The organism is Bacillus sp. A260, from assembly GCF_009861435.1.
Lineage (GTDB): Bacteria > Bacillota > Bacilli > Bacillales > Bacillaceae_G > Bacillus_A > Bacillus_A cereus.
This window is the reverse complement of sequence record NZ_CP046398.1, coordinates 1,847,452-1,871,351: the sequence shown is the minus strand read 5'-3', so window position 1 is coordinate 1,871,351 and position 23,900 is coordinate 1,847,452. Positions and strand designations below refer to the sequence as shown.

Sequence of the window (23,900 nt, the reverse complement as noted above, 5' to 3'; positions counted from 1 at the left end):
TACCACCCAAAAAAGGCCGTTTTGCGGCCTTTTTTACATTTATTGAAAGTGACTTATATCTGCAAATTGTTTCACTTTACCAATACCCTCTTCAAATTCTATTATGCTCAAACTGGCACTATGCATAAATGGATCATCCCACACATTTTCTATTTCCATTCCCGCGAAATACCCTATAAGTAATTTTGCTGCTGCCGCATGAGAAACAATCAATATGTTTTGTCCTTTATGCTTCTCTAAAAGAAGCTGCATCCCTTCAATTACTCTTTCATAAACGGCCTCAAAATTTTCGCCTGATGTTGACTGAAAAAGATGTGGCTCATTCCAAAACAGATGTACTTCTTCTGGAAATTGCTTTTCTATATCCGTGATTGTTTGTCCTTCCCATATACCCATGTTAATTTCATAGAAATGCTCATCCGCTATAATGGGTATATCACGTTCCCCTTTTATTAACTCTGCCGTATGAAGTGTTCTTTCGCTCGGACTACTATAGATCGCATGGATTGGTAAATCTTTCATTCGATTCCCTAATTGTTTCGCCTGAACTATACCATTTTCAGTTAAAGCAGAATTTTTCCGTCCCTGCATTCGCTTCGCTACATTCCACTCTGTTTCACCATGCCTTGTTACATATATAGTTGTTTTCATTTCTTACTCCCCCTCACCATGTTGGTCGTAATTCCCACGGTTCAACTCTCCCTACAATCCACTCCGCTCGTTTACTTTCAATCCCTTTTATAACTCCATCAGCTATCTCTTCATGAGTAAGCCATCTTCCATATGTATCTTCTAAAATAAAACATAAAATAATTCTATGATAAATACATCGCGTACTCCCTATTTTTTGTGCAGGCATACGTGATGCTTTACTACCTAAAATATGAAATAAACTATATGTTTTAGACGACAAATCTAGTTCTTTACAAATATTTGATAGTACATGCTTTGCACTTGTGTGTACCCATGCAACAACTAATGTGATTGGGCCATTTTTCTTAATTGTACTTTTAATAGCTAGCTTTACATCTTCATCATTATGATAATCTAACGAAAGGCATGTAATATTTTCTAGTGCAGAACTCATTCGCTTAACATTTTCTAATTTCACTTCATCTCGCCCGATAATAGAAACATAAAATCCTTTCTCACAAAGCCACATAGAAACTTTCTTTAGCATTCCTGTTCCACCAATTACAAGTGCATGCAAATACTATCCCTCCCTAATAAAATGTCATATGAGGTTTCTCATCTCTATAATAATTTAAACGGTCTTGCAGTGTCCCTGAGTGAAATTCAAATTTATGACCGTCAGGATCAACAAAGTATATAGATTCGCAATCTCTTACATCACGTTCTCTTCCTTGTAAAATATGAACATCATTTTCTTCTAATCGCTGTATTAGAGATTTAAAGTCTTCTTGTTCAACAGAAAATGCAATGTGCGTATAAGATTGATGAATCTCATTTCTCGGAATATGCGTCTCTTCATTAAGCGCTATCCATACTCCACATATGTTAAAATAAGCCAATTCCCTTCCTTTAACTAATAATTCTCCTTCTAATACTTTTTCATAAAACATAATAGAGTTTTCTAAATTAGATACCGAAAAACAAATATGATTGATTCCCCTTAACAACTATAATTCCTCCTTATACAAATAAAAGATGAGCGAAAATTCACTCATCTTTTATTATACTATTTTTTTGTAATATATGCCCATTTATAACTGAAGTCCCCGCCAAACGTATGGTTAGCAATGCCTTTTACAAACGGCTTCTCTAAATAAGCTGTACTTTGTTGGTACGTAGGAGAAATTGCTGCGTCTTGACCAATTAAGATTTTTTCAGCTTCCGCAAGTGCATTCCAGCGTGCTTTATCATCTTTTAATAGCTCTCCTTTTGATTTCGCTACTAAATCATCATACTTCGGATTAGAATAATCCATTTCATTAAATGAGCTTCCAGTAACAAACATATCAATATAAGTCATTGGATCCGGATAATCAGGACTCCATGCAGATAATGAGAATTCATATTGGAATTTCTTTTCTAAATCTAGCTTCTGCTTGTATGGTTGCTGTTTCAAATTCACTTTAATACCAGGCAAGTTTTTCTCTAGTTCTTCCTTAATAAAGTCGCCCACTTTTTTACGGCTACCGTTATCATCGTTTAGTAATTCAACCGTAATTGTATCTTGACCAAGCTCTTTCTTCGCTTCTTCCCATAATTTTTTTGCTTTCTCTGCATTATCTTTACTATCACGGAAGTTTTTATTTACAGAGCGGAAATCTTTTCCATCCGGACCTGTCGTGAATTTTTCAGGTACTAAGAAATATGCTGGCAATGAACCGTCATTTAGAATGACATCAGCAATTCCTTTTTTATCGTATGCTAAATCAATCGCTTCACGTACTTTTTGGTTTTTAAATGTTGCATTTTTTTGGTTAAAACGTAAGAAATATATGCGTGGATCTAACTTCGTTTTAAATTCATCTGGCTTATTCTTTTTATATTTATCAACAAATTCAGAAGTTAAAATAACTCGATCTGCTTGATCACTATCATATAAATTTACTCCCGTGCTTGTTTCCTTCACAATACTTACATTAATTTCGTCTAATTTTACAGTATCTTTATCCCAATAATTAGGATTTTTCTTCAACTGATAATTTTGTTCATGTTTCCATTGACTCATTGTAAATGGTCCATTATATAATAATTTATCTGCTTCTAATCCGTATTTATCTCCTTGCTCTTTCACATATTTTTCATTTAATGGGAAAAATGTAGGGAACGACGTAAGCTCAAGAAAATAAGGTGCTGGTTGCTCTAATTCTACTACCAACGTTTTATCATCCTTCGCTTTAACACCCAATTGATCTGCTGGTAATTCACCTTTATTTACTTTCTGTGCATTTTTCACATCAAATAAAATGAATGCATATTCTGCCGCTAATGCTTTATCTAATGTACGTTGCCATGCATATACAAAATCTTGTGCTCGAACTGGATCACCATTTGACCATTTCGCATCACGTAATTCAAATGTATATGTCTTTTTATCTTCACTAATCTTCACATCTTTTGCCATACCTGGTGTTGGTTTATTATCTTTATCTAGACGATATAAACCTTCCATTGCATTTACAAATACACGGAAAGATACAGAATCTGTTGATTTAGATGTATCCATTGAAGGAATTTCAGCTGTTTCTAGCAAATTTAAAACTTGTTTATCGGCCATTCCCTTATTCGATTCTTTCTTCGTTGTCGAAGCCTTCTCACCATTCCCACATCCTGCAACCAATACACTCGTCGTTAACGCAAGTGCAGCAATTGTTGTTGTCTTTCTCTTCATTCTTCCTTCCCCCAATCTATATGTATAAGTTAAATCCTATATAATATATTTCATTATACAAAAGATTCTGATTATTTTAAATATTTATTTTAACAAACATAGAAAAAAGCGATCGGAAATTTCTTTCCAGCCGCTTTCTTGAATAGCATTTACTTGTAATCCATCCTCTATATCAAATGGATTTTGAACTTTAAATATTTCTTCCATCAGCTTCAAAAACTCTTCTTCAGTTTTAGATTCACCATTAACCATAAGTGAGTATGGTTCCACTTCACCTAATTTATAATCGACAACAAATTGAATCTTCACCTTTTGTCTTGGCGTTCCGGTGTTATACCCTTGGAATTCTACTAATTCTAACCCTTCCGTTCCACGATAATATATCCAACCTGAATTTTGAAAATAATTTTCGAAAGATTCACCTATTGAAAAGAAAGGATATTCATAAAGCGAGCTTGTACGAACCTTTTGAATAACGTCTCGATCAGTCGGAAAAAAGAAATGGCTAAAAAATATGCTAGCAACTGCTAAAATAGTAACAATTGTCGCTCCCATTTTGCTCGTTCCGCCGCTATCATTGATTAGATAGTTTTCAACTGATTTATCTTTTATTTCTCTTGCTTTTATTCGGTATATACGTCTTTCCACAAATTGATAGTATAATCCATTTGCAAAAATCCCCATTCCAAACAGAATAAAAATGAGTAATAAAAACGTAAGAGGCACCATATTAATGATTGGCAACGCTACATTAAATCCCATATAATACGAAAATGCATCACACGCTACTAATAACAACATAAATAAAGCAGCTGGTACATAATACTTACGATATCCTAGCCAGCCTATATTGAAAATAGCAGCCCAACCATTCCAGCTCCACCTAGCAATCCGCTTATTCTCAAGATTCCATTTCCTTTTGTAATACGGATATTGTCTCCCTACATATACTTCCAGTTCTTTATCTATTAACGAGCTACCTTCCTCTTGTTCATTATCCAAGTTTCGCTGACAACTTGCACAATTTAACTGTTCCTCCTCGCAAGGTTGCCCACAATTTATACATTTCAAAACAATCCCTCTTCCCATCCATACGTCATTTCAAAATACCTTCGTGTTTTAATAACCACTCTTTCCTCCATAAACCACCAGCATATCCAACAAGCTTTCCACTCTTTCCTATTACACGGTGACATGGAACAATTATTGAAATTGGATTCCGACTATTTGCCCCTCCTATTGCCCGTACAGCTTTTATATTTCCAACTTTCTCTGCAATATCTAAATATGAAGCACTTACGCCGTATGGAATAGTATAAAGTGCATCCCATACATTTTTTTGAAATGCTGTTCCCTCCGCAGACAGCGGGACCGTAAACTCTTTTCTTTTCCCTTTAAAATATTCATCTAACTCATTTATACATTGTTCTATCATTTCATTTTTATTTTCTTCTTGTCGTTCATCAACAAATATAACAGACGTAATTCCTTCTTGATTCGCTGTAATTTCAAGCAAACCTACTTCGCTTTCATAATAAGCCTGGTACATATGCCATCCTCCAATTCAGTTCATATTAGTCATTGTAACACGAATATACAAAATTTTTCGTATAAGCGTTTTATTAGAGAAACAAAAAAGAGAATGGTAAAATATAAGAAAATTCAATCAAGGAGGCTATTTGATGAATTCCAAGCTTTTTTCACCTTATACAATTAAGAACGTTACACTAAAAAATCGTATCGTTATGTCGCCTATGTGTATGTATTCATCGGGGAATGAGGATGGCAGCGTTACGAATTTTCATCTCATTCATTATGGAACTCGCGCTGCTGGCCAAGTAGGTTTAGTTATGGTTGAAGCAACTGCGGTGTTAGCTGAAGGACGAATTTCTAACAAAGACTTAGGTATTTGGGATGACAACCTAATTGAAGGCTTACATAAAACGACTACTTTTATACATGATAACGGCGCAAAAGCTGCCATTCAACTCGCTCACGCCGGAAGAAAAGCAGAATTAGAAACAGATGCGTTAGCTCCTTCAGCCATTCCATTTAATGAAACAATGAAAATGCCAATAGAAATGAGCAAACACCAAATTAAAAATACTGTATTAGCTTTTCAGCAAGCTGCAGTACGATCAAAACAAGCTGGATTTGATGTTATTGAAATACATGGCGCTCACGGTTACCTTATCAATGAATTCCTATCACCACTTACTAATAAACGGACGGATGAATACGGCGGCTCACCTGAAAACCGCTATCGTTTCTTACGCGAAATCATTGACTCGATAAATGAAGTTTGGAACGGACCGTTATTTGTCCGTATTTCAGCAAATGATTATCATCCTGAAGGGTTAACAGTTCAAGATTATGTTCAGTATACAAAATGGATGAAAGAACAAGGAGTAGATTTAATCGATTGTAGCTCTGGAGCTGTTGTCCCTGCACGTATCGATGTTTATCCTGGGTATCAAGTACAATATGCTAAACATATTAAAGAGCATGCTAACATTGCAACTGGTGCAGTTGGATTGATTACGACCGGAGTACAAGCAGAGCAAATTTTAAACAATAACGAAGCAGATTTAATTTTTATCGGACGTGAGTTACTTCGCAATCCTTACTTTCCACGAATAGCCGCCAATGAACTTGGCTTTGAGTTAGAAGAACCGTATCAATATGAGCGAGCGCCAGGGAAAATTCATACGAATAAATAAAACCGAGAAGTCATTCTTCTCGGTTTTATTTATTCTATCGTTGTAATTTCATTTGAATTATAAGTATGGATACCCGATTCTTCTCGCAGCGCGGTTATATACATCCCTTTCGCCACATCTTTAGCTGAAATTGGTTTATACTTTTTGAAAGCCCCTTTAAAGATAAAAGGAATAATACGAGATAACTTTTCAGCCATTTGTTCGCCGAAACGAAATTCTTGTCGATTTCCTACTAATAATGATGGTCTAAAAATGTGAATACCACCGATCACTAACTTTTGCAATTCTTCTTCCATTTTCCCTTTCACTTGTGAATAAAAGAAAAATGATTTAGGATTCGCTCCCATAGAAGACACGACAAGAAAATTTTGTACCCCTTGTTTTTCAGCTAAACAAGCAGCTCGTAACGTATATTCATAATCTACTTTTTTAAAATTTGCTTTTGTTTTTGCTTTTTTTATTGTTGTTCCTAAGCAACTAAAAACATCATCCACAGCAAAGAACTCTTTATATTCCTCTAATACCAAAAAATCAACTTGTTTCTGCTGTAACTTCTCATGTTGCAATTGCATTGGCTCTCTTACAAAAATAGTAACCGAATCGTAGTAATCTGATTCAAGTAATAGACGCGTTATCTCTTGTCCAACTAAACCACTTGCACCAAGTATTAACGCTGTTCGCTTATTCATATATGCATATACCTCTTATTTTACTTTTCTCTCCTTCAGTAAAATACAACCTTTAGGAGTTTCCTGCTCTTATTTTACCACAAGTAAAACACTATGCGTACGCATAGTGCTTTACTCACTCTTTTTTCTCATCTCTCTCTTGTAATTTCGTTATTGTTGTAGCGTCCCCTAAATTACTTATTAATCTTCTTAAAAAAATTAATACGAAAGATAATGGCAATACTACCGCTAATATTAATAAAATAGCTTCCATTAAGTAACCCAAGCGCTCATCCCCCTCTTTACCTCCTTTTCAATATATGAAAACAGCGTTGTCACATATGCATGCATTTGCAAAAATAATACACCTATATTTGACAAATTTATAACAAAAACAAATCGGAATGATTATTATTTATTGCAACTTTATTAAAGATGTATTATACTAAGTTCGCAAACTAAAACGTAATTATTCCGTTTTGTATTAAAATGATATTTTTCTTCTATAATTGGGGAAAATATATCCGTAAAAAAGAAAAGAGGAGAACTTCATGCCTAAAAGATTGACTATATTTTCATTCTTACTTATTTTTACCTTAATTTTCGCTGGCTGCTCAAATAAAAAAGAAAGTAATGCCAAGAAAGATGGAAAGCTAACAGTTTATACAACGATTTTCCCACTTGCTGATTTCGCAAAGAAAATTGGTGGCGACTATGTAAATGTTGAAGCAATTTACCCACCTGGTGCAGATTCACATACATTTGAACCAAGTCAAAAACAAACAGTACAAGTTGCAAAAGCCGATTTATTTGTTTATAACGGCGCTGAATTAGAACCATTTGCTGAAAAAATGGAAAAAACATTACAAAAAGAAAATGTTAAAATTGTAAATGCATCTAAAGGTATTGAGCTTCGTGCTTCTACTGAAGAAGAGCATCATGATCATGGAGATGGCCATAAAGAAGATGAACATCATCACGATAAAGACCCACATGTTTGGTTAGATCCTACTCTAGCAATGAAACAAGCAGAAAAAATTAAAAATGCACTTGTAGAATTACAACCTGAACATAAAAAAGAATTCGAAAAAAACTTTGCAGCACTTCAAACTAAATTTACTGATTTAGACGATGGATTTAAGGCAGCTGTAGCGAACGCAAAAACGAAAGAAATTTTAGTTTCTCATGCTGCCTATGGTTACTGGGAACAACGATACGGCCTAAAACAAATTCCTATCGCTGGAATTTCAGCTTCTGATGAACCATCTCAAAAGCAGCTTGCTGACATTACAAAAACAGTAAAAGAACATAATCTAAAATATATTTTATTCGAAACGTTCTCTACTCCAAAAGTAGCATCCGTAATTCAAAAAGAAACTGGTACAAAAGTTTTACGCTTAAATCACTTAGCTACTATTTCTGAAGATGATGCAAAAAATAATAAAGATTACTTCACTTTAATGGAAGAAAACGTAAATACATTGAAAGAAGCAACAAACTAATCCATTATATTTTCTAGGCAGCTGAATCTGTTATTCAGCTGCCTTTTTATGTATTTATCCTTGACTTGACCAAAATAACAAGTAAAATTATCCATATTAGCTTGAAAGCTATATTAATTTAGAAGGTGAGTTGGAATTATGAATCTTCACATTTGTGAAGTAACAGCAAAAAATTGGCGTTCAGTAGTTGCTTTAGACGTCGCAAAAGATCAGCAACAATTTATTGAAAGTAACGCGTTTTCTTTAGCAGAATCATTATATGAAGGAAACGGAACGTCAGTAGGTTTATATGATAGCGAAACACTTGTAGGATACGCAATGTATGGATGGTATTCAGTAAAACATAAAAGTGTATGGCTCGATCGCTTTATGATTGACCAACAATATCAAGGAAAAGGATACGCAAAACGTTTCCTTCGCTTACTTATTCAATTCTTACAAGAAAAATTTGAATGTAAAATAATTTACTTAAGTTTACATCCAGACAACAAACTTGCAATGGGACTGTATGAATCATTTGGTTTCCGCTTAAATGGGGATATTGATGATGAAGGTCCAGTTGTAGGTGTTGTAATGGAGTTACTAATAGACGAAAATACAAGCCTGTGAAAACAGGCTTTTTATTATACAGTCATCAATTTTTAGTTTCTTTCCCTTATTTAATTCTGTTTTGCAATCTAATAGAATACTCATAAAAAATAAGCCTACAATTTACGCAGACTTATTTCACACACTCCTCGAAATGTTCTTGGAACCACTCTTTATTAATATCTCTTCCGATAAAAACTACTTCACTTACTCGCTCTTCGCCCTCTTGCCACTCTCTATCGTACGAAGCAGCAAATAACGTATGTACACCTTGGAAAACGATACGTTTATCTACTCCGTCTATCGATAAAATTCCTTTGTAACGATATAAATATTCCCCTAGCTCTTGCACGACAGCTGACATCCACTCATTAAGCTTTTGTAAATCCAGCGGACGTTCTTCACGTAATACAAATGATTTCACACCTTCTAAGTGGTTATGTTCTTTATGAGGGTAAATTTGCAACGTATCTTTCGTTTTAAACGTTTGGATTTGTAATAAAGATGGTATATCTACCTCACAGTTAGTCGCCTCAATTAACTTTGCAGTCGGGTTAATTCCTTGAATTTCATGCAAGAGATTTTCTTTCTCATTCTCTTCAATTAAATCTAATTTATTTACTAAAACAACATCAGCAAACGCAATTTGCTCTTTTGCTTCTAATCCTTTTTCAAAATGTTTATGTATATGATAACTATCTACCACCGTTACAACACCGTTAATTTGGTAAGCAGATTGGATGACTGGATCTAAAAAGAATGTTTGAATAATCGGGCCTGGATTTGCAAGGCCAGTCGTTTCAATTACTAAACCATCAAAATCCATTTTCCCTTCTGCTTTTACGTCCAATAACTGTTTTAAAGCAACAAGTAAGTCTTCACGTACAGTACAGCATAAACAGCCATTTGTCATTTCCATAATTTCTTCTTCCACATTCATAATCAACTGATTATCAATGCCAATTTGCCCTATTTCATTTACAATCACCGCTAATTTCTTACCGTGATTTTCTGATAAAATACGATTTAATAATGTCGTTTTCCCCGATCCAAGAAAACCAGTTAATATTGTTACTGGAATCATTTCGTACATCTCCTTATAGCTATATGTTTCTACATTATAACATATAGAGAAAATCGTTTTTGTAGCAAAACATATTTATTGTCTGTACACCTAATTAACTATATAATAATATGTAGTAAGAAAGCCTTTTCAAAACATTATTATTCATCAAGGGGGTACTTATAATGGAGCGAGTTCAAATGGCTGAAACGCTAGAATTTTCTCGTATTATTCAAGGATTTTGGCGTTTAGCAGAATGGAATATGACAAAACAAGAATTACTTTCTTTCATTGAAGATTGTATGGATATGGGAATTACTACTTTTGATCACGCTGATATTTACGGCGCATATACGTGTGAAGGGTTATTTGGCGAAGCTTTACAATTAAAGCCTTCCTTACGAGAAAACATGCAAATTATTACAAAGTGTGGAATCGCTCCCCCATCACCGAAATTTCCAGAACGATATGTTGCTCACTACAATACTAGTACAGAGCATATTATGCAAAGTGTAGAAGCATCACTTAAAAATTTACATACAGATTATATTGACGTATTACTTATTCATCGTCCCGATCCTTTTATGGATCCAAATGAAGTGGCAAAAGCCTTTTCACAATTAAAACAAGAAGGAAAAGTTCGTCACTTCGGTGTATCTAACTTCTTACCTTCACAATTTAATATGTTAAATTCGTACTTAGATTTTCCACTTATTACGAACCAAATTGAAGTTTCTGCATTGCAGCTTGAGCATTTTGAAAAAGGAACAATTGACTTATGCCAAGAAAAACGAATCAATCCAATGATTTGGTCACCTCTTGCTGGTGGTGAGATCTTTACTGGTCAATCAGAACGTGCTGTACGTGTACGCGAAACTGTGCAAAAAGTTGCTACTGAGCTAGGTGTTTCTAATATCGATACGGTTATGTATGCTTGGTTACTTGCTCATCCAGCTAATATGATGCCAATCGTTGGCTCTGGTAAATTAGATCGCGTAAAAACTGCCGCTCTTGCTACAAAAGTTAACTTAGACCGTCAACAATGGTTTACAATTTTCGAAAGCTCTAATGGACATCCTGTACCATAATGCATAAAAAGAAGAGCTATTTTCTTACAGCTCTTCTTTTTCATATGTATTTCTAGTCATGGCAAATACACACATATCCCTTAATCCGTTTCCATCTACCGCAACACTCGCACTTTCTAACGTACCTTCTAACTTAAAACCTAATTTCTCAGGTATCGCTCTACTCTTCTTATTTAAAGAATCACAACGAATTTCTACACGGTTTGCTTTCAATTCAGAAAAAGCGTAATCCGTTATACCTTTCGCAGCCTCTACCATATAGCCTTTTCCGCTAAACCTTGTATCAATCCAATATCCGATTTCAAATTGAGGTATATCCCAATTAATACGATGCAATCCGGCTGAAGCAATAAATTCACCTGTTTCTTTCGAAAATACTAGTAATCTTAAATCCTCACGTTGCAAAAATTGAATATGTGATTTTCTAATACTTTCTTCTACTTCTTGCTCTGTTTGCTCTTTTTGTGCAAACACCATCCAAGGTTTTAGTTCTTCTATTGAAGCCTGAATTGCATCATATACAACTTTACCATCTCCTGGTTTCGGCATTCGAATAAAAAGCCTGTCAGTATAAAATTCAGAAGGAAAATCGAATAATAACAGATTCACTGTAAACACTCCCTATATTTCTTTTATATATAATAATATCCATCTCAAGTTATATAGTAAAGAATTTTCTGAATTGAAAACCTTTTACTCATTCACTTCCACCGCTACACGAATTCCAGATTCAATCGCACCTTGAATCCATCCGTGATATAGCGTTGTATGATCTCCAGCGAAGAATATTCTCCCCTCTGGTTTGACAATCGCTGGTTGCAACTCAGATTCTTGACCTGCTTGAAAAAGTGCAAATCCTCCAAGCGCATACGGATCCAATGTCCAGCTTTTTGATATTCCAGATATGAACTCATCATACACTTGACCACCTAATATTGTTGCTAAGTTGTGTAATGCGTAATAAATACGATCACCTTTTGATAAACCATCCCATAACAACGCGTCATAAGACCATGTATAGCTACCTAACATCATAGCCGGTCCTTTCTGCCCAATTCCATAACTTGGATAATAGGCATAACGAATTGGCAAATCTGTTATAATTCTGCCGCCTAATTGTCCTTGTTCTTCCCAAAATCGGCTTTTAAATTGAATTCCTATTTTCGTCGCAGGCATATAATGTAATTCACGAATTGCTTTCCATTTTTCATGAGATATAGAATCAAACGGATCTACTTCTACAAAACGCATTGTCGAAAACGGAATGGTAACAATAACTAAATCTCCTGTAATACTACTATATTCAAAAGTTTCCTCGTTCCGATAGAAAGCTGTCACACCATTATCGTGTTGATGTAGCTTCATTAATTTTTGATTATATATAATATTCTCTTCTAATTGCGGTAAAAATGACTTTGGCAATCTATCGTTCCCGCCCACAATTTCACAAAATCCGCTCTCCTCTTGCATAATGTATAGAAAGCGTAAAGTCTCTACAAACGATCGTTCCAAAAAACCTTCTAAATCTAATAGAACACCAATCATCTCAATTGTTACTGGCGAAAAGTAAGTATTATACTGATAAGGATGATACTTTAAAAATTGCCCCGTAGAGTATCTTCCAAAATCCTTTACTACAACGTCCCAATTTTTTTCTGGGTTCTTTTTTATAAAATTTATAATGGGCTGTACCGCTAACAATAATAATTCCTCTGACGTTTTTCCAACTTCATTCATTTCCACAGGATATCTTAGAATACTTGGATCTTTTTCATATTGTTTTAACGTCGTTTTCCGTCCATTTACGTATATAATATCCGTCTCATTCCTATTAATAAAAGGTCTCACCTGTAGCCCAAATTTTCTTATATATGTCATCGTTAATGTATGCGAATATGGAATCCTCATTGCTCCAACATCTAAATATAATCCGGTATCTTCCATTCTAACCGTTTCTATACGGCCACCTACCCGGTTATTTGCTTCAAAAATTTTCACATCATGTCCTGCAGCCTTTAATAAAGAGGCTGAAACTAACCCAGCCATACCAGCTCCCACTACAATAATCTGTTTTGGGCTTGTCGTCTTATTCAATCCTTTATCTATAACTTTTAACGCTTCATCCATTTCAGTGTTATACATTATATCTTTCTGCACAATTCCACCCCTTACTTCATCAAATGGACGTTAGTGGTTTAGTGCATTTTATTCATAAATCCCCATAAACATAACACCATTGCAATTTGAATATTCACTAAAAGTACATAAGAGACAGATTTCATATTTCTTTATGCCTCGTATAATATAACAACCGCAACGAAGGAGTGACTAAAAAATGAAACATACTTATGATTACCACGCTACAAAAAAGCATTTAGAATTAAAGAAACAAAACTTATGTAAAAAACTTAGCAATATGACACTATCTGAAAAAGAACGTGAACAACTAAAACGTGAAATTGACAACTATGAATATATTTTAAATCTAGTCGAAATGAATCATTATGAACGCGGATTTTCTCGTTAAAAGCGGAAATAAGATTATCCGCTTTTCATTTTGAGCATTTCACTACGCATTTTTCATAAGTAAATATATAATAGGATGTACATTAAGATTGAGAGGTATATTCTATGATCAAGTTAAGTGTATTAGACCAATCACCTATTTCAGATGGTAGCACAGCAGCCCAAGCTTTTTCACATACAGTTACGCTTGCACAAGAAGTTGAAAAACTCGGATTCACACGTTTTTGGGTATCCGAACATCATAATTCCGTAAGCTTAGCTGGTTCAAGTCCAGAAATACTTATTTCTCATATTGCCGCTAAAACGGACCGTATTAGAGTCGGTTCAGGTGGTGTTATGTTACCGCATTATAGCCCATATAAAGTTGCTGAGAATTTCCGTGTTCTAGAAGCATTGTATCCGAACCGCATCGATCTCGGTGTTGGTAGAGCTCCTGGTGGTATGCCAATAGCAACTCGCGCACTTCAAGAAGGGAAAATGGTCTCACTTGATCAATATCCAGAACAAATTGCAGACGTTGCAATGTACTTACATGATCAAGTACCAGAAAACCATCACTATGCAAACTTAAAAGCCACTCCAGTTATCCCAACGTCTCCTGAAATGTGGATGCTCGGTTCTAGCGGAGAGAGCGCTAAAATTGCTGCAAACAACGGAGCTTCTTTCGCATTTGCACAATTTATTAACGGCTTCGGAGGCCCTGAAGTTATGAGGGCTTACCAAGAACAATATCAGCCTTCATTTTTAGGAGATAAGCCTAATTCAATCGTTGCCATCTTTGTTATATGCGGAGAAACAAATGAAGAAGCGGAAAAAATTGCTTCTAGTTTAGATTTATCAATCTTATTATTAGAGCAAGGAAAACGAACTACTGGTACACCTTCTATTGAAACTGCTCAAAATTATTCATACAGCGCTTATGATTTATTCCGTATAAAAGAAAATCGTCAACGTATGATTGTTGGTGATCCGTCTTCTGTAAAAGAAAAAATAATAAACTTAAGCAAAGCATACAATACTGACGAATTTATGATTGTCACGATTACTCATCAATTTGAACATAAATTAAAGTCTTATCGCTTATTAGCAAATGCTTTTAATTTATAATTCTAAAAAGAGATGCATCACATATGATGCATCTCTTTTTCTTACTACTTATTGTTTTCATTTCCTATATATTCAATAGCTTCTTTTAATAGCTCTTCAAAGTTAATAGGATAATCATGATCTAAGTCAGGCACAACTTTATACTTATGTTCTATATTCTTCTCTCTTAATAGTTGTACAAATTGCTGCGTGGATTCGAAACAATCTTCATCTTGATCCCCGCATACTATATATCCTTTTATATGTTTATCCTGCAGCACTCTTAGCAACTCATCCCATTCTTCAATCTCGGGAAGCCATGGTGCCATAAAAACAAAACCATCAACCTCTATATCTTTTTGCAAAATCGTATATAAAGCTACTCTTGCCCCTGCAGAAAAACCACCAATGATTACATTTTCTACTGTATGGTTTTCTATAAACTTATTGTAATGCCCTTTTAATTCTTCTTTCCCTCTCTCTATATCATCCCAAACAAATCCATCTGAAAACTGAATTTGTGAAGACTGTGGTAAAGCTAACGTGTAATCTTGTGTCAAAACTGATTTCCAATATGGCTCTACTATTTGAATATTTTCTTGGTCACCGTGCAATGTAAGTAGTAGATTTCCTTCTTTCTTGCTGTATATATATTTCACATCTGGTCTTTCCTTTTTATGTGCTAATTCTTCTCTTTCTTTACATAATTGCACCATTGTATGAAATTCTTCAAATTTATGTAGTGATTTTAAATCTTCGTCGGAAATTAAATACTCATTTCCATACCAGAATCCCTTTTCTATAATGGCCTCTCTCATTAAATGTAATGCTTCTTTTTCAAGTCCCGATGCACTTGCGAGTGCATACTTAAAATTATATATTTGCGCCTCATTCCCTATTACACCTGTAGCGTTTTCCATTATATAATTGTACGCTTCAAAACTTCCTTTATTTGCATAACAACGTAACGTTTCATTTAATAATTGAATGTAAGTCATGCTATTTTTCATGTACCAATTCCCCCGAAACCTTTTATAATATTTTTTGCGAATCTTTATACCACTTTGTATAACCCACGCTAACAATACCTTATTCTCAAAATGATGCTTAATAGTTACTCTTCCCTGTCCAATACATTTAGTATAAATAATAATAGACTGAAAAATCAATATTTTAACAAACAAAAAAAGACAACAATATATGTATTGTTGTTTTCATTACATCTACCCGCTCTTTTGTTTTTTTCTATCTGGTTTACTTGAAACTAAATAATGTTTTTCTGAAATATATAAGTCTCTTTTTAAGCTACGATTTAAGTAAGGTCCTAGCTTCATTCCGCATATGAGGCGATCTTCGCTACCTTCAACAATTGGGAACATTTCTTTTTCTGTTACGTATTGGTCTACTGCTTTTTGTACGACATCAATTTCTTTCACTAGGCTTAAATTTTCTGCTGTATGTTCAAATACCTCAAGCGTTTCCTTCGTTATGAGAAAATCATTTGTTGGAAATGCAGGTAAATACGGTTTTAACAAATCATAATTTACTGTATAATCTTCATTTACTAATACTGTATAAACGATATTAGCATTCGTTTCTAAAAACTGAGCCATCGCTTGTTCTAATTCATCTTTCGTAATTTCCCGCTCTTCTTTTCCAGTTCTGAAAAAGCGAAACATCGCATCGCCTCCTTTTTACTATATTATAGCATAAAAGAAAACTGAAAAATCATAAAAAAACCCATTGAAATAATTTTTCAATGGGTTTCTATTATATTTATCGTTATTTTAAGAATGCACTTAGCATCCATACATGCTGTTCTAATGTTGTATGAATTGCTAACAGCATGTCAGCTGATGTTTCATCACCAGCTTCACCTGCAACTTCCATACCTTCTTTTAATTCTTGAATAAGTGCAGAATAATCATTCACTAATGTTTGCACCATTTCTTCTGCAGATTCTTTGCTTGTCCCTTCGCTGACACTAGATGTTGCGAGATATTCTTTCATTGTCGCTAATGGTTTACCTTCTAAAGCTAAAATACGTTCTGCTAACTCATCAATATACGTTCCAGCCTCATTATAAAACTCTTCAAATTTCTCATGTAATGTAAAGAAGTGTGGCCCTGTCACATACCAGTGATAATTATGTAGTTTAACATATAACACATTCCAGTTTGCTACCTGCTTGTTTAATACTTCAACAACATTTGTTTTCGTACTCATACAATCACTCCTCTTATCATTTTGTAATGTTTATCTTTTAATAACCTAATTACATTTTACCATACATTCCCTTTCCTTTCGAACAATTGGCTTATATGTAACAAAGTTTTAACACCTTTAATGCTTCCCTAATATCATTAAATTCATGTATTTTTTCAAACACTTCATACGTCTAATTGTCCAAGCTCATACATATGCATAATAGTACATCAAGCTCATCATAGTAGAAAGAGGGATAACATGGACAATCAACAATGGCAAGTAGCAAAGAAAGTAGCCGCTACTTATATCGGAACTGTCGTTGGAGCTGGATTTGCTACTGGACGAGAAATTGTTGAATTTTTCACAGTGAATGGATTATACGGGACAATTGGCATATGTGTAAGTGGATTTTTTTTTATTTGGCTTGGCACAAAGATGATGTTACTTTCATCACAAATCGGGGCATTTTCAGCGCAAGAATTTAACAAATATTTATTTGGGGATGTATTTGGGAATGTTGTAAACACATTATTATTACTCGTTTTATTCGGCGTAACGAGCGTTATGTTATCAGGGGCTGGTGCAGTATTTGAAGAGCAACTTCGCTTACCAAGACAACTCGGTATTCTTATTACAGTTATCGCTTGTCTTATTATAAGTAGCCGCGGATTACAAGGTGTTTTTGAAGTAAATACACTTGTCGTACCTATTATGATGATTTTTATTATCGGACTTGCTATTACAACCTTTTTTCACGGTACACCTTCCATTAATAACACTATTCCTGCAGAGAACTGGAATATGAAATGGATTACTAGCCCTATTACATATGTCGCCTTAAATCTTTCTCTCGCCCAAAGTGTTCTCGTCCCATTAGCCAGTGAAGTAAAGGACCGAAAAGCTATTTTTTGGGGTGGGATTTTAGGTGGTGCTGGACTTTCTTTAATTTTATTATGCAGCCATTTAGCAATCTTATCAGTCGATCAATTTTACCAATATAACATCCCAATGGCTGAAGTCATAAGAAGATTTAATGCAACTTTTCACTTCTTTTTCGTTCTCATTATTTTCGGTGAAGTTTTCACAACTTTAGTTGGTAATGTGTTCGGAATGACAAAACAGATGCAATCTATTACTGGGTGGAAAAATAACAATATTATTTTCTTCATTTTACTAATTAGTTATTGCTTTAGCTACATCGGTTACAGTGACTTACTTCACATTCTATATCCTATCATCGGATGGGTAAGTATTGTTATACTGCCAATCATTGCGTTTAAACAACTTCAAAAAACATAAAAAAGCATCCATGTTATTGGATGCTTTTTTATGCTCATTCACAATCATCACATACTTCCCAGTACGGTCCCATTTCTAATGCTAAATATGGCTTTAACTGCAACCGAATCATTCGACTAGGCATGCGCTCTAAAACAAATTGAATACCTTCTTCATCTTCGTCTAATTCAACTTTTGAAATCGCAATTCTTTGCATAGTCGTAATGGGAATTCCATCTTTATATAAAGTGATTTTCACCTCATCGTATTCATTAAAATATAATTCGACACTCATTTGATTTTTCAGTATTTCATCAACAATTTTAAATGTATTATTTTGTTCTTGGATTATATATTTCCATCCGCCTCTATCTTCTTTCGGAGCTGTTTGAAATAATGTCTCCAAATCCTCGTATAGCATAAGATAACCCCTCTCTTACTAAAAAACGATGAGTATTTTATATACCCTTTATCTCTATCACTATCCATAGCTATTGTACCATATATCAACGTTCTTACCGTATTCATTTGCTTCATACATACTTATAAAATAACTAATTCTATCTCCATTATTATGTATATTACCTCATTACTCCATACACTCTTACAAGTTCAAATAACGACAGACTTTAATCCATGCAAATATTGTCTACTCTCTGCTTTTATTAGCTCACAGCATTCACACTTTTATATATAGTAAGACTACCACAAATAAAAAAGGAGAGTGACTTATACCACTCCCCTCAAAAGACCTTCCCTATAGCTGCTAAAACTAATACGATTATTAAAATTGCAAATAATAATGAGACAATGAAACTAAAAATAGGTAACGCTTTCTTTTCATTCTTCTTAAATAGTAACTTTAAACTAAGAAAAATATTTACTGGTACAAATATAAAATAAAAATATTTAACAATTTGCACCGAGCTATTCGAAAGTGTTTTTAATATAAACACTTCAATTAGAAAAACAATAAAAAATGAAATACTTAGCCAAAATGAGACGTAACTAAGCCAAGAATGTCTTTTTGTCCCCCAATACACTCCCATAATACTCTCCTTTTATTTGTATTCTATACGTTAATAATTATACACAAAGCTAACAAATACCTCTATTTTTCGACAAACATTATGCAAAATACCATTTTAAACGTCATAAAGGAAGTTTACATCTCCATTTGATTTTACACAATAAAACAGACTACCCTCTATTGGCATAATGCTACTAGGGGATAGTCTGTTCTCTATTAGACTTTAAATCTGTCAATTAGTCCTTGCAACTCTTCAGCCATTTGAGATAACGTGCCTGCTGCAGATCCAATTTCCTCCATCGAAGCTAGCTGTTCTTCAGCTGAAGCCGCAACATTTTGTGTGCTTGTCGCATTATTTTGTGCTGTCATTGCAATTTGTCCTACCGAAATAGATACTTCATTTGCCCCTTTTGACATTCCATTAGCCGTTTCAACCATCGTCTTAATTTGATTAGCTATTTCATTTGTAGATTGTAAGATTTCAGCAAAGTTTTGCTTCGTTTCATTTGCGATAACAAGTCCAGATTGAACTTCCTCATTTACATGATTCATAGATTTGACTGTCTTACCCATATCATCTTGTATTTCACATATTAATTTACTAATTTCACTAGAAGATACGCTAGACTGCTCTGCCAATTTACGCACTTCATCTGCAACAATTGCGAAACCTCTTCCATGCTCACCGGCTCTTGCGGCTTCAATCGCCGCATTTAGAGCTAGAAGGTTTGTTTGATCTGCAATATTTTGAATTACTTCTAAAATATCACCAATTTGTTTTGATTTATTATTTAGTAATTGTATAACTGCATCTGATTGTGAAACCGATTCTGCAATAGACTGCATCTGGTTTACTGTTCTTCCTACTAGTTTCCCACCATCTTCTGCTTTTTCACGAGTATGTGCAGAAGCCGTATTAATAGATGATGAACTATTTGCTACATGTTGAATTCCTTCCGTTACATCAAACAGTAACATAGCGCCATTTTCTACGCTTGTTGTTTGCGTCGTTGCCCCACTTGATATTTCATCCATTGCGATTGTGATTTGCTCAGTCGCTTCACTTGCTTGCCTTACACTTGCAGTTAACTCTTCTGATGCCGCTGCAACATGCCCAGCTGAATCGTTAATTCTTCCAATTAACGTCCGTAACGAATTCGTCATCTCATTAAAACCTTTAGCAAGTTGGCCGATTTCATCATTAGAATGAATTTCAATTGTTTGCGTTAAATCCCCTTCGCTTATTTCTTTAGAGGTAACAACTAATCTCTTTAAAGGCTTCGTAATTGAAAGTGTTACAAAATAAATAAGTGCCCCGCCTACTACTAATGAGATAAGCATAACAATTAACATATTATAAAATACAGGTTGAGCAGCTTCAATTACTTCACTTGAGTACATCGTCCCACCAATTTTCCAACCTGTTTTTACATTTGTAGCAAATACCATATTCTTTTCACTACCGCCATAAGAATATGAAAAAGCACCGTGATTATCTTCATAAATTTTCTTTGCCCAAGAATCAGCCGCTTTTTCCCCTGATTTTTCTTGTGGATGAGCAATTATTTTTTGCTTTCCATCTAAAATGAAGGCATATCCTTTTTTACCAATATTAATTAACTTTGATGTTTTTAATAAATTATCTAAACTTAAATCTAGCGCAACAACTCCATTTTTATCTTCTGTTTGTTTTGCGATTGTTACGACAATATGTCCATTTCCTTTTGCCTTATATGGCTCAGTAACAACAATACCACCTTGTTTTGCAACCGCATCTTTATACCAAGAACGCTCTGTTGGATCATAGTCTGCTGCCATTTGTATATTTGGTTCTTGTACAAATTTTTTATCATTTCCGGCAACATATACTTGTTCAATATCTTTATTTAAATTTATATATTGAGATAACATTTTTCTTAATTCATCCTGATTATCTCCTTGATACATATTCCCCTGAATCACCCGTGCAAAATTATTCACATCATTAAATTTTGCATCAATCATTTGATTGATTAAATTATCCAGTATTTTTATATTGTCGTTGGCACTACTCTTAATTTGCGATTCAAAATTCTTTTTGGCTGTTTGATAAGACATGCCTCCGATAATAGACACAGCCGCAATTAAAATTACAAAGAATGAAATTAATAGCTTTTTTGCTACTTTCATATCACGAAACAAATTTAATAGTTTACCCATTATGAACCTCCTAATTTTCAAATTTAAAAGTTAAATTGAGTTAATTATGAATATTTCCCAATCCCTAATTATTATTTTCATAACCTATTATGATGAATACTTTGTAAAGTTTAAACAATTAACTTCCCTTTGTCTATATATATAAATAATATTATTATAAAATTTACAAATAGAAAAAACCAAAGGGTGCCCCTTTGGTTTTTACATTTTTTTATGTTGTTTAGAAAGCTTTTTCCACTTATCACGCTCTGCTCTGGCAAGGATTGCATCTTGTTTTCTTATAAAATACGCCAGTTCTCTTTGTAATTTTTTATAGCTTTTCAAACGATTTATCGTAATAAGTCCGTTTTCAATTGCACTATACACCGCGCACCCTGGTTCATTCTCATGCTTACAATCACGGAAACGGCATGTTGTCGCAAGTTCTTCAATATCAGAGAATGTTGTTTGAATCGCTTCGCTTCCTTCCCAAAGTTGCAATTCCCTCATACCGGGAGTATCAATTACGAGAGCGCCACTTGGCAATTGGAATAACTCTCGATGCGTTGTCGTATGCCTTCCCCTACTATCCTCCTCACGTATATCTCCCGTTTTTGCTACCTCAATTCCTATTAGCGCATTTAACAAAGTTGACTTTCCTACCCCTGATGACCCAACTAAAGCAATTGTTTTCCCTGAAGAAACGAATTGTTTCAACGAATCAATACCTGTATGCTCTAAACTATCAACAACAAAAATAGGAACACCAATTGCTATAGCTTCCGTTTCTACAATTTTTTGTTCTATATCATTACATATACTACTCTTTGTTAAAACAATAACTGGCATAGCGCCACTTTCATACGCTAATAATAAATAACGTTCCATCCTTCTAACATTAAAATCATGATTAAGTGCATTCACTAAAAATAAATAATCTACATTTGCTGCTATAATCTGTTCTTCTGTTCTTGTTCCAGCCTCTTGTCTTGAGAAAGGGCTTCTTCGCTGGAAAATACGATGAATAATCGCTTTCTTTTCATCTTCTATTTTCTTTATATACACCCAATCACCAACTGCTGGATAATCGCCTTTCGTAACTGCTTCATGCCGAAACTTCCCAGACAGTTCTGCCATATACTCACCATCATTACAAATAATTCGATATATATGCTTATGCTCGAGTAAAATTCGTCCTACTTCAAAGTTCTCAACAGCTTGTTCCTCAAAAAAAGAATCCCAGCCGAACGATTCTAAAATATTTTGATTCAAATTGATATCCTCCCTAGTGTAAGCTAAGCGGAAGGATCGTGCGCTCACTTATATAGTCTCGCCCTTTCCATCCACCTTTGTATTTGGTTTATTATTCATATAAGTTATTTTCGCCATAATACATCACCCCGTTCTTCTTTTAATTACTCTCATTATATGGAATTCTCCTATAAAAAGCTACATTATTTAACGTAATTTTCAAACAACTTTCTTTTGAGCATTCTAATTTGTCCTCGGTGACTAATTTCATCTTCTAGCACATGATACCAAAGATAGTGCTGGTTATATATTACACCGTTAGGCCACTTTCTTTCTGACATGAGCCACTCATCACTTTGTTCACTTAAATACTTCAGAGATTCTTCTCGAACACTTTGTAGAAGTTGTACATAATACTGTATTTCATGACCACGGATCGCTCTACCTGCTTCCCCTAAATACAGTGCATCTTCCCATATTTCTAATTCTTCTTTTGTAAAGTCACGATTTTGAAATGAAATAAGCTGATGAACTTTTTCAATAGCTGCTATATGCTTTAATAAGGCGCCAATTGAATTTCCGCTGCTCTGCATAATTAAATCTAATTGCTCAACTAATAAATTTTTTACTTCGCCTAATGTTACAGCCCTCGTATGCTCCAGCATGCTTACTAATTCCCCTATAGTTTTTGTATAACCATCTACACTTCTTATTCGATAACCTATCTTCATATCACGCACCCCTTTCTGCATTCATATTATTGTAAAAATGATTCATATAATAGACTGAAACCTTTCGAAATTTTCTGTTATAATTAAATTGAATACAAAATATACCCAAACAAACTTTCTCAATATGCTTATATGAAATATTAAAAGGAATCAATATAAAATAATCGAATCTTATTCACTAAAAGGAGTGGATTCGATGGAAATGTATCAATGGCTAACCGCTGTTCTCGTTGGTGGCATTACCGGCTTCGTTTCCCATCTAATCAATAACCAAGGTAAGTTATTGCTTCCACGCCGTTTGAAAACATTTTTTCATTTTGGATTTTTAACTGACATTTTTACTGGTAGCCTAGCCGCACTTCTTGGGCTCGTTTTATTCGATGTCACCGCAATAAAAGAAATTATAAAAGTATCCATTGTAACTGCTATTTCCGGTCAAACTTTCTTACTACATCAAGCTCTTGGTGGCGAACAGGCTAAAAATACGCAAATTGGGAAAGCTGATGAGAAGATTCAAGAAATTGACAAATTATTGCGACGTTAGTGTATACTTTCTTTTAAAATTATTGTTATAATGAGAAATAAATATTTTCTATTGCGTCGTTTGTCAGGAGAAAGGGTG

Annotated in this window: 27 protein-coding genes; 8 read left to right on the top strand and 19 right to left on the bottom strand. The window is 34.3% G+C overall.

The genetic code is table 11. The annotated features are described in order from the left end of the window. Window positions 1–39: 39 nt before the first annotated feature. The 6 genes from GD442_RS09575 to GD442_RS09550 form a co-directional block, all read right to left on the bottom strand. The gene (locus tag GD442_RS09575) at window positions 40–651 is read right to left on the bottom strand and encodes a phosphoserine phosphatase 1 (protein ID WP_000858834.1); all 612 of its coding nucleotides are present in this window, start codon (window positions 649–651) and stop codon (window positions 40–42) included. 13 nt (window positions 652–664) lie between these two features. Further along, window positions 665–1,210, bottom strand: a complete 546-nt coding sequence (locus GD442_RS09570) for a short-chain dehydrogenase (protein ID WP_000543111.1) — start codon at window positions 1,208–1,210, stop codon at window positions 665–667. Between the two features lie 13 nt (window positions 1,211–1,223). Further along, window positions 1,224–1,640: a FosBx1 family fosfomycin resistance bacillithiol transferase gene (fosB, locus tag GD442_RS09565; RefSeq protein ID WP_000943762.1), complete on the bottom strand. Its 417-nt coding sequence runs from the start codon at window positions 1,638–1,640 to the stop codon at window positions 1,224–1,226. A gap of 59 nt (window positions 1,641–1,699) precedes the next feature. Further along, window positions 1,700–3,361, bottom strand: a complete 1,662-nt coding sequence (locus tag GD442_RS09560; protein WP_000824276.1) for a peptide ABC transporter substrate-binding protein — start codon at window positions 3,359–3,361, stop codon at window positions 1,700–1,702. A gap of 84 nt (window positions 3,362–3,445) precedes the next feature. After that, window positions 3,446–4,450, bottom strand: coding sequence for a DUF2628 domain-containing protein (locus GD442_RS09555; RefSeq protein WP_002041009.1), 1,005 nt, complete (start codon window positions 4,448–4,450; stop codon window positions 3,446–3,448). A gap of 7 nt (window positions 4,451–4,457) precedes the next feature. Then, window positions 4,458–4,910, bottom strand: coding sequence for a methylated-DNA--[protein]-cysteine S-methyltransferase (locus GD442_RS09550; RefSeq protein WP_000283912.1), 453 nt, complete (start codon window positions 4,908–4,910; stop codon window positions 4,458–4,460). Window positions 4,911–5,043: 133 nt separating this feature from the next. Here GD442_RS09550 and namA point away from each other — a divergent pair, with 133 nt between their 5' ends. Further along, entirely contained in the window at window positions 5,044–6,081 is a 1,038-nt protein-coding gene (gene namA, locus GD442_RS09545) for an NADPH dehydrogenase NamA (RefSeq protein ID WP_001086181.1), read from the top strand. A gap of 29 nt (window positions 6,082–6,110) precedes the next feature. On the opposite strand, the gene GD442_RS09540 is transcribed toward namA, so the two are convergent. Together GD442_RS09540 and GD442_RS27695 are read right to left on the bottom strand one after the other, a co-directional pair. Next, window positions 6,111–6,770 carry an oxidoreductase gene (locus GD442_RS09540; RefSeq protein ID WP_001042733.1) on the bottom strand — a complete coding sequence of 220 codons (660 nt, stop codon included), beginning with the start codon at window positions 6,768–6,770 and terminating at the stop codon, window positions 6,111–6,113. Between the two features lie 115 nt (window positions 6,771–6,885). After that, window positions 6,886–7,035 carry a hypothetical protein gene (locus GD442_RS27695; protein WP_000540932.1) on the bottom strand — a complete coding sequence of 50 codons (150 nt, stop codon included), beginning with the start codon at window positions 7,033–7,035 and terminating at the stop codon, window positions 6,886–6,888. A gap of 265 nt (window positions 7,036–7,300) precedes the next feature. On the opposite strand from GD442_RS27695, the gene GD442_RS09535 reads away from it, so the two are divergent. Together GD442_RS09535 and GD442_RS09530 are read left to right on the top strand one after the other, a co-directional pair. Then, window positions 7,301–8,251 (top strand): metal ABC transporter substrate-binding protein, encoded by a 951-nt coding sequence (locus GD442_RS09535; RefSeq protein ID WP_001126148.1) that lies wholly within the window; start codon window positions 7,301–7,303, stop codon window positions 8,249–8,251. A 138-nt stretch (window positions 8,252–8,389) separates the two neighbouring features. Further along, window positions 8,390–8,860 carry a GNAT family N-acetyltransferase gene (locus GD442_RS09530; protein WP_001048682.1) on the top strand — a complete coding sequence of 157 codons (471 nt, stop codon included), beginning with the start codon at window positions 8,390–8,392 and terminating at the stop codon, window positions 8,858–8,860. A 112-nt stretch (window positions 8,861–8,972) separates the two neighbouring features. Here the strand turns inward: GD442_RS09530 and GD442_RS09525 are convergent, their stop codons facing one another. Next, window positions 8,973–9,923, bottom strand: coding sequence for a CobW family GTP-binding protein (locus GD442_RS09525; protein ID WP_000613422.1), 951 nt, complete (start codon window positions 9,921–9,923; stop codon window positions 8,973–8,975). A gap of 164 nt (window positions 9,924–10,087) precedes the next feature. Here GD442_RS09525 and GD442_RS09520 point away from each other — a divergent pair, with 164 nt between their 5' ends. Further along, window positions 10,088–10,990, top strand: coding sequence for an aldo/keto reductase (locus GD442_RS09520; RefSeq protein ID WP_000442783.1), 903 nt, complete (start codon window positions 10,088–10,090; stop codon window positions 10,988–10,990). A gap of 24 nt (window positions 10,991–11,014) precedes the next feature. On the opposite strand, the gene GD442_RS09515 is transcribed toward GD442_RS09520, so the two are convergent. Both GD442_RS09515 and GD442_RS09510 read right to left on the bottom strand, forming a co-directional pair. Further along, entirely contained in the window at window positions 11,015–11,599 is a 585-nt protein-coding gene (locus GD442_RS09515) for a GNAT family N-acetyltransferase (protein WP_001050716.1), read from the bottom strand. Window positions 11,600–11,683: 84 nt separating this feature from the next. After that, a complete protein-coding gene (locus tag GD442_RS09510; protein WP_001168130.1) occupies window positions 11,684–13,147 on the bottom strand; it encodes a flavin monoamine oxidase family protein in 1,464 nt (487 codons plus the stop codon). Between the two features lie 178 nt (window positions 13,148–13,325). On the opposite strand from GD442_RS09510, the gene GD442_RS09505 reads away from it, so the two are divergent. Further along, entirely contained in the window at window positions 13,326–13,517 is a 192-nt protein-coding gene (locus tag GD442_RS09505) for a DUF3896 domain-containing protein (protein WP_000683368.1), read from the top strand. A gap of 104 nt (window positions 13,518–13,621) precedes the next feature. Beyond that, window positions 13,622–14,623: an LLM class flavin-dependent oxidoreductase gene (locus GD442_RS09500; protein ID WP_000594045.1), complete on the top strand. Its 1,002-nt coding sequence runs from the start codon at window positions 13,622–13,624 to the stop codon at window positions 14,621–14,623. Window positions 14,624–14,667: 44 nt separating this feature from the next. Here GD442_RS09500 and GD442_RS09495 read toward each other — a convergent pair whose 3' ends face one another. The 3 genes from GD442_RS09495 to GD442_RS09485 all read right to left on the bottom strand — a co-directional run bounded on the left by GD442_RS09495 (window position 14,668) and on the right by GD442_RS09485 (window position 16,828). After that, entirely contained in the window at window positions 14,668–15,612 is a 945-nt protein-coding gene (locus GD442_RS09495; RefSeq protein WP_000798317.1) for an alpha/beta hydrolase, read from the bottom strand. A gap of 213 nt (window positions 15,613–15,825) precedes the next feature. Next, complete coding sequence (locus tag GD442_RS09490; protein ID WP_000488210.1) at window positions 15,826–16,281, bottom strand: DUF3939 domain-containing protein; 456 nt, start codon at window positions 16,279–16,281, stop codon at window positions 15,826–15,828. 103 nt (window positions 16,282–16,384) lie between these two features. Continuing rightward, window positions 16,385–16,828: a Dps family protein gene (locus tag GD442_RS09485; RefSeq protein ID WP_000105199.1), complete on the bottom strand. Its 444-nt coding sequence runs from the start codon at window positions 16,826–16,828 to the stop codon at window positions 16,385–16,387. 240 nt (window positions 16,829–17,068) lie between these two features. On the opposite strand from GD442_RS09485, the gene GD442_RS09480 reads away from it, so the two are divergent. Beyond that, window positions 17,069–18,109, top strand: coding sequence for a YkvI family membrane protein (locus GD442_RS09480; protein ID WP_000370204.1), 1,041 nt, complete (start codon window positions 17,069–17,071; stop codon window positions 18,107–18,109). 34 nt (window positions 18,110–18,143) lie between these two features. Here GD442_RS09480 and GD442_RS09475 read toward each other — a convergent pair whose 3' ends face one another. The 5 genes from GD442_RS09475 to GD442_RS09455 form a co-directional block, all read right to left on the bottom strand. Continuing rightward, complete coding sequence (locus tag GD442_RS09475; RefSeq protein WP_000965068.1) at window positions 18,144–18,509, bottom strand: DUF3979 family protein; 366 nt, start codon at window positions 18,507–18,509, stop codon at window positions 18,144–18,146. Window positions 18,510–18,831: 322 nt separating this feature from the next. Continuing rightward, complete coding sequence (locus GD442_RS09470) at window positions 18,832–19,137, bottom strand: hypothetical protein (RefSeq protein ID WP_000539569.1); 306 nt, start codon at window positions 19,135–19,137, stop codon at window positions 18,832–18,834. 197 nt (window positions 19,138–19,334) lie between these two features. Further along, window positions 19,335–21,317 (bottom strand): HAMP domain-containing methyl-accepting chemotaxis protein, encoded by a 1,983-nt coding sequence (locus GD442_RS09465; RefSeq protein ID WP_000517284.1) that lies wholly within the window; start codon window positions 21,315–21,317, stop codon window positions 19,335–19,337. Window positions 21,318–21,518: 201 nt separating this feature from the next. Beyond that, on the bottom strand, window positions 21,519–22,568 hold the full coding sequence (gene rsgA, locus GD442_RS09460; protein ID WP_159365082.1) for a ribosome small subunit-dependent GTPase A: 1,050 nt from the start codon (window positions 22,566–22,568) through the stop codon (window positions 21,519–21,521). Window positions 22,569–22,750: 182 nt separating this feature from the next. Continuing rightward, a complete protein-coding gene (locus tag GD442_RS09455) occupies window positions 22,751–23,278 on the bottom strand; it encodes a DinB family protein (protein WP_000690662.1) in 528 nt (175 codons plus the stop codon). Between the two features lie 196 nt (window positions 23,279–23,474). On the opposite strand from GD442_RS09455, the gene GD442_RS09450 reads away from it, so the two are divergent. Beyond that, window positions 23,475–23,822, top strand: coding sequence for a DUF4257 domain-containing protein (locus GD442_RS09450; RefSeq protein ID WP_000426317.1), 348 nt, complete (start codon window positions 23,475–23,477; stop codon window positions 23,820–23,822). Window positions 23,823–23,900 lie beyond the last annotated feature (78 nt).

Bases quoted from the DNA above. Each gene is read 5' to 3' on its own strand.
- GD442_RS09450 (WP_000426317.1), top strand. From the start codon at position 23,475: ATGGAAATGTATCAATGGCTAACCGCTGTTCTCGTTGGTGGCATTACC.
- GD442_RS09480 (WP_000370204.1), top strand. From the start codon at position 17,069: ATGGACAATCAACAATGGCAAGTAGCAAAGAAAGTAGCCGCTACTTAT.
- namA (WP_001086181.1), top strand. From the start codon at position 5,044: ATGAATTCCAAGCTTTTTTCACCTTATACAATTAAGAACGTTACACTA.
- GD442_RS09505 (WP_000683368.1), top strand. From the start codon at position 13,326: ATGAAACATACTTATGATTACCACGCTACAAAAAAGCATTTAGAATTA.
- GD442_RS09530 (WP_001048682.1), top strand. From the start codon at position 8,390: ATGAATCTTCACATTTGTGAAGTAACAGCAAAAAATTGGCGTTCAGTA.
- GD442_RS09455 (WP_000690662.1), bottom strand. From the start codon at position 23,278: ATGAAGATAGGTTATCGAATAAGAAGTGTAGATGGTTATACAAAAACT.
- GD442_RS09490 (WP_000488210.1), bottom strand. From the start codon at position 16,281: ATGTTTCGCTTTTTCAGAACTGGAAAAGAAGAGCGGGAAATTACGAAA.
- GD442_RS09560 (WP_000824276.1), bottom strand. From the start codon at position 3,361: ATGAAGAGAAAGACAACAACAATTGCTGCACTTGCGTTAACGACGAGT.
- GD442_RS09535 (WP_001126148.1), top strand. From the start codon at position 7,301: ATGCCTAAAAGATTGACTATATTTTCATTCTTACTTATTTTTACCTTA.
- GD442_RS09475 (WP_000965068.1), bottom strand. From the start codon at position 18,509: ATGCTATACGAGGATTTGGAGACATTATTTCAAACAGCTCCGAAAGAA.
- GD442_RS09485 (WP_000105199.1), bottom strand. From the start codon at position 16,828: ATGAGTACGAAAACAAATGTTGTTGAAGTATTAAACAAGCAGGTAGCA.
- GD442_RS09540 (WP_001042733.1), bottom strand. From the start codon at position 6,770: ATGAATAAGCGAACAGCGTTAATACTTGGTGCAAGTGGTTTAGTTGGA.
- GD442_RS09520 (WP_000442783.1), top strand. From the start codon at position 10,088: ATGGAGCGAGTTCAAATGGCTGAAACGCTAGAATTTTCTCGTATTATT.
- GD442_RS09500 (WP_000594045.1), top strand. From the start codon at position 13,622: ATGATCAAGTTAAGTGTATTAGACCAATCACCTATTTCAGATGGTAGC.
- GD442_RS09575 (WP_000858834.1), bottom strand. From the start codon at position 651: ATGAAAACAACTATATATGTAACAAGGCATGGTGAAACAGAGTGGAAT.
- GD442_RS09470 (WP_000539569.1), bottom strand. From the start codon at position 19,137: ATGGGAGTGTATTGGGGGACAAAAAGACATTCTTGGCTTAGTTACGTC.
- GD442_RS09555 (WP_002041009.1), bottom strand. From the start codon at position 4,450: ATGGGAAGAGGGATTGTTTTGAAATGTATAAATTGTGGGCAACCTTGC.
- GD442_RS09525 (WP_000613422.1), bottom strand. From the start codon at position 9,923: ATGATTCCAGTAACAATATTAACTGGTTTTCTTGGATCGGGGAAAACG.
- GD442_RS09550 (WP_000283912.1), bottom strand. From the start codon at position 4,910: ATGTACCAGGCTTATTATGAAAGCGAAGTAGGTTTGCTTGAAATTACA.
- GD442_RS09495 (WP_000798317.1), bottom strand. From the start codon at position 15,612: ATGAAAAATAGCATGACTTACATTCAATTATTAAATGAAACGTTACGT.
- GD442_RS09465 (WP_000517284.1), bottom strand. From the start codon at position 21,317: ATGGGTAAACTATTAAATTTGTTTCGTGATATGAAAGTAGCAAAAAAG.